General features: G+C 62.8%; 10 protein-coding genes and 1 other RNA gene. 6 read left to right on the plus strand and 5 right to left on the minus strand.

The window, feature by feature from the left end:
- Positions 1 to 20: 20 nt before the first annotated feature.
- Positions 21 to 806, plus strand: coding sequence for a Nif3-like dinuclear metal center hexameric protein (locus tag ACTFPK_RS03565; RefSeq protein ID WP_274734443.1), 786 nt, complete (start codon positions 21 to 23; stop codon positions 804 to 806).
- A gap of 107 nt (positions 807 to 913) precedes the next feature.
- The gene (locus tag ACTFPK_RS03570) at positions 914 to 1,654 is read left to right on the plus strand and encodes a zinc ribbon domain-containing protein (RefSeq protein ID WP_274734442.1); all 741 of its coding nucleotides are present in this window, start codon (positions 914 to 916) and stop codon (positions 1,652 to 1,654) included.
- Positions 1,655 to 2,011: 357 nt separating this feature from the next.
- On the opposite strand, the gene ACTFPK_RS03575 is transcribed toward ACTFPK_RS03570, so the two are convergent.
- Positions 2,012 to 4,399, minus strand: a complete 2,388-nt coding sequence (locus ACTFPK_RS03575; RefSeq protein ID WP_274734441.1) for an LPXTG cell wall anchor domain-containing protein — start codon at positions 4,397 to 4,399, stop codon at positions 2,012 to 2,014.
- Positions 4,400 to 4,945: 546 nt separating this feature from the next.
- Between ACTFPK_RS03575 and rnpB the strand changes: the two genes are divergently transcribed.
- Positions 4,946 to 5,291, plus strand: an RNA gene (gene rnpB / locus ACTFPK_RS03580) — RNase P RNA component class A.
- A 76-nt stretch (positions 5,292 to 5,367) separates the two neighbouring features.
- Here rnpB and map read toward each other — a convergent pair.
- Positions 5,368 to 6,279, minus strand: a complete 912-nt coding sequence (map, locus tag ACTFPK_RS03585) for a type I methionyl aminopeptidase (RefSeq protein WP_439911121.1) — start codon at positions 6,277 to 6,279, stop codon at positions 5,368 to 5,370.
- A 9-nt stretch (positions 6,280 to 6,288) separates the two neighbouring features.
- Complete coding sequence (gene panB / locus ACTFPK_RS03590) at positions 6,289 to 7,095, minus strand: 3-methyl-2-oxobutanoate hydroxymethyltransferase (RefSeq protein ID WP_126134775.1); 807 nt, start codon at positions 7,093 to 7,095, stop codon at positions 6,289 to 6,291.
- A 90-nt stretch (positions 7,096 to 7,185) separates the two neighbouring features.
- On the opposite strand from panB, the gene ACTFPK_RS03595 reads away from it, so the two are divergent.
- Genes ACTFPK_RS03595 through ACTFPK_RS03605 form a run of 3 tightly spaced genes read left to right on the plus strand, consistent with a single transcriptional unit; the run spans position 7,186 to position 12,737 of the window.
- Positions 7,186 to 8,385: a DUF2207 family protein gene (locus ACTFPK_RS03595; RefSeq protein ID WP_274735403.1), complete on the plus strand. Its 1,200-nt coding sequence runs from the start codon at positions 7,186 to 7,188 to the stop codon at positions 8,383 to 8,385.
- A gap of 51 nt (positions 8,386 to 8,436) precedes the next feature.
- Positions 8,437 to 9,774 (plus strand): glutamine synthetase family protein, encoded by a 1,338-nt coding sequence (locus tag ACTFPK_RS03600; RefSeq protein ID WP_274734438.1) that lies wholly within the window; start codon positions 8,437 to 8,439, stop codon positions 9,772 to 9,774.
- 17 nt (positions 9,775 to 9,791) lie between these two features.
- On the plus strand, positions 9,792 to 12,737 hold the full coding sequence (locus tag ACTFPK_RS03605) for a bifunctional [glutamine synthetase] adenylyltransferase/[glutamine synthetase]-adenylyl-L-tyrosine phosphorylase (RefSeq protein WP_284898605.1): 2,946 nt from the start codon (positions 9,792 to 9,794) through the stop codon (positions 12,735 to 12,737).
- 29 nt (positions 12,738 to 12,766) lie between these two features.
- On the opposite strand, the gene glnA is transcribed toward ACTFPK_RS03605, so the two are convergent.
- Together glnA and ACTFPK_RS03615 are read right to left on the minus strand one after the other, a co-directional pair.
- Positions 12,767 to 14,191, minus strand: a complete 1,425-nt coding sequence (glnA, locus tag ACTFPK_RS03610) for a type I glutamate--ammonia ligase (RefSeq protein WP_126134779.1) — start codon at positions 14,189 to 14,191, stop codon at positions 12,767 to 12,769.
- Between the two features lie 173 nt (positions 14,192 to 14,364).
- On the minus strand, positions 14,365 to 15,066 hold the full coding sequence (locus ACTFPK_RS03615) for a DUF4191 domain-containing protein (RefSeq protein ID WP_126134780.1): 702 nt from the start codon (positions 15,064 to 15,066) through the stop codon (positions 14,365 to 14,367).
- Between the last annotated feature and the right edge of the window lie 33 nt (positions 15,067 to 15,099).

Here is a 15,099-nt window from a genome sequence, read left to right on the forward strand (position 1 = left end):
GCCCCGGGTAGGGTGGATTCATGACATATACAGTGGCGGATATCACCGCGGTTATGGACGAATTATTCCCACCCGCGTGCGCGGAAAGTTGGGACCGGGTTGGTCTGATAGCCGGCCTGCCCAGCGATGAGGTGCGCAGCGTCGCTTTCGCCGTCGACCCGTGTGAAGCAACCGTGCAAGAAGCCTGCGAACGCGGCGCTGACCTCCTCATCACCCACCACCCGCTCTTTTTGCGCGGAACTTCCACCGTGGCGGGAACTTTCGCCAAGGGGAGATGGGTGACACAGTTGGTGCGCGGGCGAGTCGCGCTTTTCAGTGCCCACACCAATGCGGATGTGGTGGCCTCCACCGTTGCGCTCGCGCGGCTTCTGGGCGTGGAGATCGAGAGGCCGCTGGATCCCGAATCCGGAATCGGCGGGGTGGGGAGCATTGCGCCCGTGCCCTTCGGGAAACTGGTGGAGAAGGTAGCTCAGGTATTACCGCATACCCCGGCCGGGGTGCTCGGGGCGGGTGATCCCGAGCGGGAAGTGCGGCGCCTGGCTATCTGCTCCGGTTCGGGAGATTCACTCTTAGCGGCCGCGAAAGCCGCGGGCGCGGATGCCTATCTCACCGCGGATTTGCGCCACCACCCGGCCACCGACCATATCTGGGACGGTGGCTGCGCGCTCATCTGCGCCACCCACTGGGCCAGTGAATGGCCGGTGCTCGGTGAGATGGAGGAGCGCCTGCGTGAACATTTCCCGCAGCTGGATACGTATATCTCCGCGATTCCCACGGATGCGTGGAATATCGCGGTGCGTGGCTGAGGCTACCGCGGCTGCGGTGGCGGTACCCTGCGCGGGGCGGGCTCTCCCACATAGAATAGGGGAGGCGCGCCGCGCGCCTTTCGTGCGAGTCGAAGGAGATCCACCCGATGAAAGCACCCCGTGCCGATCAACTTATCCTGCTTCAAGTTGCCGATTTGGATGCGCAGCTCAACCGCCTCGAGCGGGAGAATACCCAGCATCCGCTGCGGATCTCCCTGGGGAAACTCCTCAATGCGATTGCCGCGCGCGGGCGGGAAAAAGCCGCGGCGGAAACGCAGCTGGAGCAGGCGCGGGCGGATTTGGCACGCATTGAAAAAACCAGCGCGGAATTAGCGCGCCAGGTTGCGGACAAAGAAGAAAAATATAATGCCGGAACGGGGCTGACATCCCGGGATCTGCTCGTTTTAGAAGACGAAATGGCAGCTTTGCGGGCTACCCTCGAGGAAACTTCGGATAGAGAATTCACCGCGCTTGAAGCGGTTGAAGGCGGCGAGGAACGGGTGCGGGAACTGGGCGCAGCTATTGATGCACTCCAAGAAAAAGTACTGGCGCAGCGTTCCGAATTGGAAGATGTGGTTGCCGAGCTTACCGCCTCTCAAGAAAAAATCCGCGCCCACCGCGAGGAGCTTTATGCACCGCTGGCGGCGTCGCTCAAAAAAGTGTACGAACACTCGGTTGCCACCGGCGGCTACGCGGTCATGACCATGACTCCCAACGGTGCCACCGGCGCCGGAATCACGCTCTCCCCGGTAGAAGTAGCACAAATCAAGTCCACCCCGGAAGATGATATTTATCTTTCCGAGGATTACGACTGCATTATCGTTCCGGTGGATTACGACGAAGCCTAGGTGATTGCCCGGGTGCGGCGGGGCGCGGAGAACATTTTTTCCTTGCCCGAGCATTAGCCAGACCCGGGAGCGAGGCTCGCGTTGAGCCAGATGAGCCATCAGAGTGGTACTCGAGAACACCGGGCCGCACGTAGTGGTTCTCGAGAACACCGGGCCGCACGTAGTGGTACTTCCCGACAAGAAAATGGGCTCTTGCTGTAGCTCCAGTACCACTTCAGCTCTGGCACACATATAGGTGGCCGGAAAGACCATAAAGATCTTCCCGGCCACCATCCGAATGCGCTTCTTGGTGCTATGTTCCCGGCTGCCCGTGCCGGCTAGGCCCGCGGCTGGTAGGGAACGCTAGCCATGCGGTTTCTAGCGCGCGGCACGCTTGCGGGAGGCATACGCCACCGCGCCCGTCCCGGCCAGCATAAGCAGCAGAGCCGCACCGGCCACACCGGTACTTTCCGTACCGGTGTTCGGCAGCTGCGCCGCGGGTGCGGCGTGCTTGGCAACCGACTGCTTAGCGCGGGCTGCCGGGGCTACCGGAGCGGCAGGATCGGCGTGCTTGCCGCCCGGTGCCGGGGCATTCGGTGCGGGCGTTTCCGGTGCCGGCGCGCTCGGAGTGGCAGCCCCGGTGCCGGGTTGCTCACCCGCACCCGGCGTCTCGCCCGCACCAGGAGTTTCCGGCTGCTCTGCCGCACATTTCTCCAGGAAAGTACGCAATGCCGCGATACGGGCATCGACCGCCGCTAGATCATCCGTGAGCTGTTTCGCCGCAGCATCCGCCGCCGCGACCTTCTGCGTCGCTTCGGCAAGGGTGGCGCTCGCAGCCGTATCGTGCTCACGGGCCGCCGCGGCATCAGCTTCCGGCTGGGTAGCCGCCGCTACCAACTTGTCATATTCGGCCTGCAAGCCGTCCAGCTTCGCCGCGGCTGCTTCCAGATCCGCAACCTGCTGGCGGGCCTTATCGCGTGCCCCCTCGGCGGCCGTCAGCGCGGCAGAACTCTTGTCCGCCGCCGTATTCGCCTTCTCAAGTTCCTGGTCGGCAGCGCCCTTCGCGGTCTCGGCCTCCGTCAGGGCTGTTGCCGCTTGGGTGTGCTCCTGCTGGGCTTCTTCGCGCTTAGCCTTGAGGTCATTGAGCTTCGGCACGAACTCATTGATAATCTTCGCGGAGAGGTCTTCCAGCTCCTTGTTCGCCTGCGTGGCTTTCTCCTGTGCGGCGGTGGTTTCCTGCTGGGCTGCCGTCAGCGCCTCATCGGCCGGGCGGGTTGCTTCGGTCGCGGCGGTCTCCGCGGCGGCGAGGGCTGCCTTCGTGGTTTCTACCTGCTGCTGAGCCGCGGTGAGAGCCGCGTCTTTCTCAGCAAGAGCAGCGCGCTTCGCCTTCTCGGTTTCCACCGCGGCCGTCAGCTGCGCGGCGCTTTCCTGCGCGGCCTGCTGATTCGCGGCGTGGGTGGCCTCCAGGCCAGTCTTCTCGGTCTGCGCCGCATCACGCTCCGCTTCTTTGGCGGGAATCTGGGTGGCGAGCTCATTCTTTTCCGCAACCTTGGCGGTATACGCCTCATTCGCCTGCGTGAACGCAGCCTTCTTCGGGGCGGTTTCAGCCTTCTTCGCTTCCCATTCCTGCCGGAACTGCTCCACGTCCTCGTCAGTGTAATTCTTCTTGTCCCCGGCGGCGGCTTCGTACATCTCCTTCGCCTCATCCTCGGCCGCTTGGGCCTCGTTGTAGGCGGCTTCGGCATCATTCTTGGCCTGTTCCAGTCCCGGCAGTGCGGCCTGCACCTCGGCCTGGCGGTTCTTGAGTCCGGTAAGCGCATTCTCAAGATCACCGAGTTTTTGCGTGGCCTGCGCCAGCTTCCCCTCCGAATCCTTGACATTACGCTGGGCAGTTTCATCATCAGCGCGCTTGAGCGTCACATCGTCAGCTGCCGCGGTGGCCGCCTGCTGCGCTTCATCCTTCGCGTTCTGGGCGGCGGGAACGGCAGCGACGGCGTCGTCGTGCGCCCGCTGCGCTGCGGCAACCTTTTCCGCTTCCTGCGCGGCAACCTGGTCGCGGGTATCCTGAGCCGCGCGTTCCTTGGCCCGTGCAGTCTGCAAATCCGCGTCCGCCTGATTCTTCTTCGCGGTTACCTCACGCAGCTGCGCGGCGAGCTTCTCGCGTTCAGCGTTTCCGGCAGCCTCGGCCTTCTGTGCCGCCTCCAGCTTTGCGCGGGCATCTTTCTCCACCTGCGTCTTCGCGTCGAGCTGCGCAGTCTTCTCGTCAAAAACGCGTTGCGCGTCGGCCACCGTTGCGGCGTCTTTCCCCTTTTGGGCCGACGCCGCCACTACCTGGCTCTCCGCCTCTTCCAGAGCGGTGCGCGCCGCGGGAATCGCATCTTTTGCCGCCTGCCCTTCCGCCTGGAACGCATCCAGCGCAGCCTTGGCCGTATCGCGGGCCTGTACGGCAGCCTGGGCGGCCTTCTCCGCGGCGTTCAGTTTCGCGGTAGCCGCATCTTTCGCGGCCTGTGCCTCCGTTGCGGCAGCCTGGGCGGCTGTGAGATCTTGCTGCGCAGTTTCCGATTTCTGGAGCAGCGCGTCCCGTTCGGAATTCGCTTGGGCGACCGCGGCCGTTGCTTTCGGGGAATCCGTGCAGGAGCTAAAGGAAGCGCCCGGAGCGGGGGAGTCGGCGGTCGGTTGGGCCTGGGCAGCCACGGTACCCGCCATTGTGAGGGCGAGGGTGGTCACGGTGAGAGTACTGGCGATTCGGGAGATACGCTGCGTCATGGGAATCCTTCGCGAAAGACATTGCAGTACTATCCTGAGCGGCTAATCTGCAATTTTGAGTGTTTAATGAAACATCCAAAGTCTACGGGCCGTGCGGTGTATCCGTATATGACCTTTGGTTAAATGTGGTGAGCGTCTACGGCGGTGTATATATGCAGCTCGTGGCGTGTGCGTAGCCGTCTGTGTTGCGGTGCGGGGGCCGACCCTCACGCAAAGTCGGCCCCCGCATCCATTACCTACTAACAGAGAAAACTTGCGAAACGTCGCTGTTTTGACTGTTGATCGGATTCTAAGCAGGTTTAATATTTAGGGGCAAGGGATCCTCAAATACTTAATAATTGCGGTAGCTCGAGTAGGAACGGCCTGCCTTACTTTCCCGGCCTTTCGCACTTTCGTATATGAGCAAAGTAACAATCTGGCAATATTACTCGCGGTAATTGATGCGGTATATATATTCAGAAAAGGCATTCTTGTATCGTTTCGAATCCGGGTAATAATCGCGGGGATGGCTGCCGTGCACCCGTCAGACTGGTAGCATAAACGGGTCATGTTGGCTGGGCGGCCGCGCGGCGCGTAAGGCGTCTCGAGGAACGTCCGGGCTCCGTAGAGGACGGTGGTGGGTAACACCCACCCGGGGTGACCCGCGGGAAAGCGCAACAGAAAGTAAACCGCCGCAAGGTAAGGGTGAAAGGGTGGTGTAAGAGACCACCGCGTGCCGGGTGACCGGCATGGCACGGCAAGCCCCACCGGGAGCAAGATCAGACAGTGCCCCGCCAGGCTCCTCGTCTAGGGCACGGGTGGATTGCTAGAGTGCGTCAGTAATGGCGCACGTAGATGGATGGTCGCCGCCGCGTTAGCGGTACAGAACCCGGCGTATAGGCCAAGATGACAGTGGGGGCGGATTCTCGGATCCGCCCCCACGTGCATATCCGCCCCCACGTGCCTATCTGCCCGCCGGGTATATCCACCTAGAGCCGTAGCCCAAGATTGGGATCGGAGGGCAGCGTCAAAATCTCCGGTCCGCTTTCCCGCACCACGATGGTGTGCTCGAATTGGGCGGTGCGTCCACGGTCCTTGGTCACGACCGTCCAGTCATCATCCCAGATCTCATAGTCGATAGTTCCCAGCGTCACCATGGGCTCAACCGTGAAGACCATATTCTCTTCGATGGTTTCCCCGTGTAGAGGTGCGGCGTCGTAATGCGGAATAATGAGGCCGGAATGGAAAGCCTCTCCTACGCCGTGCCCGGTGAAATCACGGACGTCCCCGTAATCGAAACGCTTGGTATACGACTCAATCACTCGGCCGATCACGTTGATCTGGCGCCCCGGGCGTGCCGCCTTAATCCCGCGTAGGGTAGCGGTGGCGGTGCGTTCGATGAGAAGGCGGGATTCTTCGTCGATTTCGCCCACGCCGAAAGTGGCATTGGTATCTCCGTGCACGCCGTCCTTGTAGGCAGTCACGTCCAGGTTGATAATGTCTCCCTCGTGTAGCACCTGGTCATCAGGGATGCCGTGGCAGATGACTTCATTGACGGAGGTGCAGATCGACTTGGGGAAACCCATATAGCCCAGGCACGAGGGGTAGGCGCCGTTATCGATCATGTACTCGTGGGCGATGCGGTCTAGTTCATCGGTGCTCACGCCCGGGCGGATCGCTTTGGCGGCCTCGTACATGGCATCCGCGGCAATGGTTCCCGCCACCCGAATCCGCTCAATCGTTTCCTCAGTTTTCACATCCGAGGCGGTGATCACTTCCGGCCCGTCATGGAACATGTATTCGGGGCGTTCAATATGGGCCGGAACTTTACGGCGCGGCGAAATCTTTCCGGGACGCGCCGAACCGAGCGGCGCACGTGCTGCAAGACTCATAGCCACCATTGTAGTGGCTTAGAAACTGTGCTCCTTATCCGGGAATTCCCGGCTCTTGACGGCCGTGCGGAAAGCCGTGACCGCGTTGCTGAGCGCGCTACCCACCTCACCAAAACGCTTGGCGTAGGAGGGCTGCCATTCATTCATTCCGGCCATATCCGGCCAGACGAGTAGCTGCCCGGACGTGCGGTAGCCGGCCCCGATCCCGAGGGTGGGAACCGAGAGAATTTCGGTAATTTTCGCTCCGAGTTTCCCGGGTACCATTTCGACGACGACGGCAATAGCGCCCGCCTTCTCCAGCGAGACCGCATCATCGATAATGGCCTCGCTTTCTTCTTCATCCCGGCCTTGCACCCGGGGGCCACCCAAGGCAGCGTCGGCGTGGGGCCGGTAGCCGACGTGGGCCACCACGTTAATCCCGGCGTGGGTGAGGGCTTCGACGATGGGTGCGAAAGCTTCCCCGCCTTCTAATTTCACCGCATCGGCGCCTGCCCGCACCAGGCGGATAGCGGTGCGGATAGCTTGCGCAGGGCCTTCTTCATAGGTACCCATCGGCATATCGGCAATGATGAAAGCCCGGGTGGTGCCGCGCATAACGGCGCTGGTGGCGCGCTCAATATCTTCCAGGGTGACCTGGATTGTGGAGGAGAATCCCAGGGCGGTATTGCCGATGGAATCACCCACCACCAAAATATCGATTCCGGCCGCGTCCAAAATGCGCGCTGTGAGAGCGTCATAGCAGGTCAGTGCCGTGAGCACCTCTCCGTTAGCGACCATTTCATTCAGGTGCTGCACCCGAATTCGTGCCGGTGAGAACTCCGTCATGATTACCTCCCGATATCTATGGCTTAGAGTACTAGGTCACGCGCGCCGGTGCATCATCGGGCACGGTACGCTAGGTGCGAGGAGGTGACTGTGGAACCCTTGCTTGAGCTGGTGTCCATGAACGCACTGGAATTCTGGTTAGCCTTAGGGATCGGGGTGACTGCCCTGGTCATTATGTGCCTGGCGCTTATCCCCAGTAGGGAATATGCCGATCTGCCGCGCGGGGTGTATCCGCGTGAACCTGCCGGGGTAACCGGCCATAATTACCGGCGCCGCCGCCGGCATACCCGCCCGCCGGTGCGCACCATCCCTCCGGAGATGCCGGCCGCCCTCGGGGCTTTTATGCACCGCCACTACGCCGCGGACGATGCCGCCATCACCACCCTCCTCGACCTGGCCGCCCGCGGGTTCCTCACCATTGACTTCTTCCGCGATCCGGCCTTACGTGGCCAGATGATCACAATTTCGCTCACCGAGGCGGATACCTCCACCCTCGAACCTTTTGAGATGCGGGTTCTGGCGGCCCTCGCCTCCCCGCAGAGCGCCGAATCGGCAGCATTCCGTGAATCTGAGCCATTCGATGATCGCTCGTATCGCACCGCGATGGAAAACGCCGGGCTGCCCGCCGCCTCCCGCCCGGTGCTACGCGTGCAGGGCTTCTCCACCCGCCTCGCCCTCGCCATCGCGCGCGATAGCAAAGCGGAAGTGGTATCGCGGCGGGGCTGGTACCACCACGGGCGCGAATTAGTGGGGTCGCTGGCAGCCGTACTCTTCTTCGGTGGTATCGCCCTGACGGGATTGGCCTTTATCGGGGCCCTGGCTTTTGAACTGTCCTGGTATTGGCTCATCGTGGGCGGCTGGCTGGTGTTCTGCGGATTCGTGGGGCTCCTCAATTTTTCTTCTCTCACTCCGAACGGGGTGGTGGCCAGCGACCAAGTGGAAGGTTTCCGGCGTTTCCTCACCGCGGCTCCCCGTTTCGCCGGGGTGAGCGCGGACGTCCTCGCTTCTTATGTGGGCTGGGCTTATGCCCTGGAATGCGCGGATGAGTGGGTCCGTTCCCTCGAGCGAATTAACTCGCGGGATATGCGCGACGTCGGCGCGGCCCTCCCGTGGCTGCATTTTGCCGGCGAAGACATCACAAATTGGTACCAGCTGCGCGAGGCCCTGAGCGTATTGGAAACCCGCTTCCGTTCCCACCCGCTCGCCCACGATCTCCCGCACGCACGGCGCCGCCACCTGCGGCGCTTCGTGCGCGGATTACTACCCGCCGCAATTCGCACCCACACCTAATGGACCACGCCTGCAACACCCCACGGATACAGAACGGAAAGATGAAGCGCCATGGATGACCAGCAAGAACACGTCCTTCGCACCATAACCGACCGGGGCATCCGCTACGTGCGGTTGTGGTTCACCGATATCGTCGGCACCCTCAAATCCGTGGCGGTAGCCCCCGTGGAGCTCGATAATGCTTTCGCGGAGGGCGTCGGTTTTGACGGCTCGGCTATTCAAGGGCTCACGCGCGTTTATGAGTCAGATATGATTGCGCGCCCGGATGCTTCTACCTTTGCGGTATTGCGTGGCGTGGATGGGAGCGACGACGCCGCGTTCATGTTCTGCGATATCCTCACACGCGAAGGTGAACCAGCCCGCTCCGACCCCCGGGCCATTCTGCAACGTACCCTGCGGCGCTGCGAGGATCTGGGCTTCACCGCCTACGCCCACCCGGAAGTCGAGTTCTACCTGTTCCAGCCCGGGGCGAGCGATGATGAAGAGCCCACCCCGATTGATTCGGCCTCCTATTTTGATTACGTTACCCGCTCGGTGGCTCATAATTTCCGCAGGGATGTGATCCTCTCCCTGGAGGACGTGGGCATCAGCGTGGAATTTTCCCACCACGAAATTGGCCCGGGCCAGCAAGAAGTAGATCTGCGCTACGCCGATTGCCTAACGATGGCCGATAGCATTATGGCCGCCCGCGTCATCATTAAAGAAGTGGCGCTGCGTCACGGGGTGGAAGCATCCTTCATGCCCAAGCCCTTGGCGCACTGGCCAGGATCGGCCATGCACACCCATTTCTCGCTTTTCGAAGGCGAAACAAATGCCTTCCACGATCAACGCGGCCAGTTCGGAATGTCGGTGACGGCGCGGCGTTTCCTCGCCGGCCTCATGCGCCACGCCCGCGAAATTACCGCTGTCACCAACCAGCACGTCAATTCCTATAAGCGACTGTGGGGTGGCGGGGAAGCCCCACCCTATGTGTGCTGGGGGCCGCGCAATCAATCCGCACTCGTGCGGGTACCCGAATATAAACCCACGAAACCGCAATCAGCGCGCCTGGAATACCGCGCCCTGGACACGGCCGCCAATCCCTACCTAGCTTTTGCTGCGGTACTCGGCGCTGGCCTGGCCGGAATCGAAGGGAAATACGATCTTTCCGATCCGGCCGATACGGACGTTCTTCTCCTCACCGATATGGAACGCTCGGTACTCGGCATCGAATCCCTACCCGGGAGCCTGGACTCCGCCCTCAAGCTCATGGAGGGCTCCGATCTGGTTGCCGAGATTCTGGGCGAAGATGCCTTCGACTACTTCCTGCGTGATAAACGCGCCGAATGGGCCGAATACCGCGCCCAGGTTACCCCGCTGGAACGCGCACGTTTCCGCGCGGATCGCTAGGGTAGCGGGGAACGGGTATGCGTCGTCTCACCCTCGCCCAGCGGGCCCGGCGCTCTGGATTCACGGCCCCCGAACGCGCCGTTCCGGATCTGGAGGCCGGCGCCTGGCCGCCCGAGGATTTCACGCACGTGGCGGACCCGGACCGGGCACTTGCGGCCTGTGCCCGACTCGGTTTAACTCGCCGGGAGGGCGTGGGCTGCGATGCCGCCGCCCGGCCGCGCCTCCTCGCTGTCCTCGGGCTTTCCACCGCGCTGGCCGATCACCTGGCCCGGCACCCGGAAGCCGCCCGTAACCTGTGCGGCAGCGCGGAGGAAGCAGAAAGGCGCGCGCTCCTGAGCGAGGCGGAGGAACGCACCGCCATGCGAGCCGCCCTCGCCCCCTGGCTCACCGGCACCGCAAACAACCTCCAGGATGCTATTGCCGCGCTACGAGCCCACTATTACACCCGTATTCTCACCCTGGCCGGCTGGGATCTCACCCTCCCCGACCCCCTTATCCGTCTGCCCGAGGTGGCCGCCACCCTCTCCAACCTGGCCTGCGCCACCCTGGAAGCTGCCCTCCAGCTCGCCCGCACCCGGGTACCCGATGCCCAGGATATTGACTTCACGATCATCGCGCTCGGGAAAACCGGGGGAGGGGAACTCAATTACGCCTCCGACGTGGACGTTGTTTATATCACCGAACCCCGGCCGGGCGTGAGCGAAGAACGGGCACTGGAGATCGGCACCGCACTGGCCACCACCCTCGCCGGATATATCAGCGCACCCGGTCCCGAAAGTGCCCTGTGGACCATTGATACCGCGCTACGCCCCGAAGGCGGCACCGGCTCCCTTGTCCGCACCCTTGCCTCCCACCTGGATTACTACGCTACCTGGGCGCAAAGCTGGGAATTCCAAGCCCTCCTCAAAGCCCGGGTAGCCGCAGGAAACCGCGAACTCGGTGAAAGTTACGTGCGCGCCACCCGCCCGCTGGTATGGAACGCTGCCTCCCGAGAGAATTTCGTGACCGACGCCCGGGCCATGCGCACCCGCGTCGAATCCCATATCCCCACCGCCCAACGCGAACGTCATATCAAACTAGGGGCGGGCGGCCTGCGCGACGTCGAATTCACCGTCCAGCTCCTCCAATTAGTCCACGGGCGAGTAGATACCACCATCCGCTCGGCCACCACCACCACGGCGCTCGCGAGCCTGTCCGAAGGCGGATATATTTCTCGCACGCACGCCGCCCGCCTCGACCACCACTACCGGTGGCTGCGCTGCCTGGAACACCGCGCCCAAATGGTGCGCTTGCGCCGCGCCGCCGTGCTTCCGACCCGGGAAGATGACCTGCGCCGCCTGGCCCGCTCCCTCGGCCTGCCCGATGCCGCCGCGCTTCTCGAAGCTTTCGCGCAGGTACGCCGGGAGGTGCGTGAACTCCACCAAGATATTTTCTATCGGCCTCTCCTGCCCGCCGCAGCCCAGCTCTCCGCGGATGATATTTCCCTCGCCCCCGAGGCCGCCCGCAGCCGCCTCGCCAGTATCGGCTACCGCGACCCTGCCGGGGCCTTGCGCCATATCGCCGCCCTGACCGCGGGAAGCAGCAGGCGCGCAGCGATCGCCCGCCAGCTCCTCCCCGTGATGCTCGGCTGGTTTGCGGAAGGTCCCGAACCGGATGCCGGGCTCCTCGCCTTCCGGGTGCTCTCGGAAAAAATGGGGGATACCTCCTGGTATATGCGCACCCTGCGCGACGGCGGGCCCGTCGCGCACCGCCTCGCCCTTATCCTGGCACGTTCGCGTTTCCTCGCCCGCGATATCCCCGAGCTTCCTGAATCCATCGCGTGGTTGGGCGACGACGCCGAACTGGCCCCGCGCAGCGCGGATGCGCTGCGCGGGGAGCTGGACGCGCTTCTTGAGCGGCGCAGCAGCCCTAAGGAGATCGCCGGGGCGGGCCGGTGGTTGCGCTGGCGCGAGGTGTTGCGCACCGCCATGGCCCAGGCTCTCGGGCTGCTCGGGCCCGATGAGGTGGCGGGCGCGGTGAGTAACGCTGTGGAATGCGCGGTGGAAGCCGGAGTGCGCGCGGCCAAGTGCGCCGTCGTCGCAGAAAATAGTGCGGCGGATAGCCAGCCCGAGGTTTCTTTTGCGGTGATCGGTTTGGGGAGCCTGGGCGGACGCGAATGTGGCTATACCTCCGATGCTGATGTGATGTTCGTCTGGGATGGACCCGAGGCGGCCGCGGGATATGCCGATGCGCTGGCCCGGGCCTTCATGCGCGTGGAACAGGAAACGGGCGGGGTACCGCCGTTAGCCGTGGACGCGGATATGCGCCCGGAGGGCCGGAGCGGGCCGCTGGCCCGGCGCCTGGATTCCTACGCGGAGTACTACCGGGCCTGGGCCGAGCCCTGGGAATTCCAGGCTTTGCTGCGGGCCCGCCCGGTGGGTGGGGATCGCGCGCTCGGGGAACGTTTCGTGGAGATGATCGCCCCGCTGCGCTACCCGGCACACTGGGATGAGGCGCGGCGTACCGCTATCCGGCTCATGAAAGTGCGGGTGGAAAAGGAACGAATCCCCGGGGGAGTGGCCCCGGCTTCTCATCTCAAACTAGGCCCGGGTGGGAGTGCGGATGTGGAGTGGACCGCGCAGCTCCTTCAGCTTGAGCACGCGGCGGCCTATCCGCAGCTTCGGGTGACCGGAACGGGGGAGGCGCTGCGGGCGGCGGGTGCCGCCGGGCTCATCACCGCGGCGCAGGAAAATGCCCTGCTGGAAGGCTGGCGGGCTGCCAGTGCACTCCGCCAGGCCGCCTTTGTGGCTACCGGCCGGACCGGGAGTGCCGCCCAGGTCATTCCGCGTGATCCGCGCGAACGCGAACGTATGGCCGCGATCCTGGGCGCCGAGCACGCCGCCGATGTCCTCGACCGGCGCGCCCGGGCCGCACGCCATGCCCGCACCGCCGTGGAACATGTTTTTTACGGGCGGGATACGTAGCCCGCGCCCCTTGAGAGCGGGTAGCCCGTTTAGAGCGTGTAGTACAGCTCGAATTCGTAAGGGTGCGGGCGGGCGCGCAGGGGCGTGACTTCCGCATCCATCTTGTACTTAATCCAGGTGGCGATGAAATCCTCCGTAAAGACATCCCCTTCGAGAAGGAAATCGTGATCGGCTTCCAGCTCGGCCAAAGCCTCATCGAGGGAGGCGGGGATCGTCTCGATATCCGCGTATTCTTCCGGAGGTAGCTCGTAAATATCCTTGTCGATGGGGGCGGGCGGTTCGATCCGGTTACGGATGCCGTCCAGGCCCGCCATGAGCTCGGCGGAGAAAGCCAGATAGGGATTAGCGGTGGGATCGGGAACCCGGAATTCAATACGCTTGGAGGCCGGAGAATTTCCGCTGAGCGGAATCCGGATCGCGGCTGAGCGGTTGCGCGCCGAATAGACCAAATTAATGGGAGCTTCGAAACCGGGAACCAGGCGCCGGTACGAGTTCACGGAGGGGTTGGTGAAGGCCGCGAGTGCCTTCCCGTGCGCCAGCAGGCCGCCCACGTACCAGCGGGCCAGGTCCGAAAGCTGGCCGTAGCCGCGCGGATCATGGAAAAGCGGCTGGCCATCCTTCCAGAGCGACATATGGCAGTGCATCCCCGAGCCGGCTGAATCAAAAAGCGGCTTGGGCATGAATGTGGCAGTTTTCCCGCATTCATCGGCGGCCCGGCGAATCACGTACTTGAATTTCATGAGGTCATCTGCCGCGGCGCGCAGGGAATTGAAACGGTAGTTAATTTCCTGCTGGCCGCCCGCACCCACTTCGTGATGGGCGCGTTCCACATCCAGGCCCACCTGCGCCAAATATTGGCACATGACATCGCGTACATCCTCATTGGCATCCACCGGTGCCACCGGGAAATAACCCTGCTGGTGCGGAATCTTGTAGCCGGTATTCCCGCCCGGCTCCGGCCGGCTCGAATTCCACGATCCCTCATTGGAATCGATGACGTACATAGAATGATTGACCGCGGTGTCATAGCGTACGTCGTCGAATAAATAAAACTCTGCTTCCGCACCCACTGAAATCGTGTCCGCAATTCCCGTGGAACGCAGGTAGGCTTCGGCACGTTCGGCAACATTGCGCGGATCGCGCGCAAAGGGCTCATCCGTATAGGGATCCACCACGTTGAAATTCATGATGAGGGTGGGCTCCGCGCGGAAAGGATCCACGAAAGCGGTGGACACATCCGGGAGCAGTTTCATATCCGATTCGTGAATCGAGGTGAATCCGCGGATAGAGGAGCCATCAAACATGTAGCCCTCGTTCATTTTTTCCGCGGTTGCCTGGGTGGCGGGCACCGTGAAATGTTGCATAACGCCGGGCAGGTCGCAAAAACGAATATCGAGGAACTGGATTTCGTGCTCCGCGATAAACTCGGCAGCTTCGGCGACACTTGTGAACATGGTGGACTCCTCCCGGCGCGCGGCTCGGCTAGCGGTGCGGTTTACCCCATGTATTTTAGCGCGCTACGCCCTGCTCAAAAACCTGCGGACACGCCTCCGCCCGGCGGAACTCGTGTGGAATTCCCCGGGCGGATAGCGAAAATTGCGTTGAATATGTACGACGGCGGCGCGGCCTACTGGCCGCGCAGGGCCCGCCGATTAGCGCGAATATTAGTGGGATCAATGCCCTTGGGGATATTGAGCGCCTTATTCCCCAATGCGTCGAGGCGCTGGGACAGGGCCGAAACTTCCTGGGCGGAAATTTCCTTCTTAAGCTTCTTAATAGCCCGCTCGAGCTTGGCGAGCGGAACCTGGCCTTCGCCATTACCCATGAAAATAGCGTGCACCGGGGCATTCGGTGCTACCCGGCGAATAGCGCGGCGCTCATCATCAATGAGCTTGCGGGTGCGTGAGATAGGGCCTTCGGCGACGAGAACCACGCCGGGCCGCCCGATGAGCCGGAAAACGAAATCTTGGTGGCGCGCGTTGAAACGTACCGGTTCGGTTTGCTTGACCCACGAGCCGCGCAACGAATCGAGAATCGCGGAGGTTGCCCCCGGCATGCCATCTAGCTGCGCGTAGCTGGCCGACCGCACCGCCCGGGTGAGAAGCAGCATGGGGAGCAGGAGCATGAGGAGAATACCGAAAACGGTCCACGCGATCCAGCTCTTCGTAAGGAAGCCGAGGAGAATGCCGATCCCCAGGCCCGCGAGCCCGGCCAGGGCAAGCCACCAGCCTAGATGCCGGTAGGTACGCTTCGCGATGGTGAATGCGTCACGCAGAGTCTTGAAAAAGCCCGGCTTCTTCTTCGCGCCCTTGTTCTTATCCTGTGCCATCTGATTCCTTTTAAATCCTTCTCGATAGTCCCC

Origin of the sequence: Actinotignum sp. UMB0459 (assembly GCF_051905915.1) — a bacterium.
Classification (GTDB): domain Bacteria; phylum Actinomycetota; class Actinomycetes; order Actinomycetales; family Actinomycetaceae; genus Actinotignum; species Actinotignum sanguinis.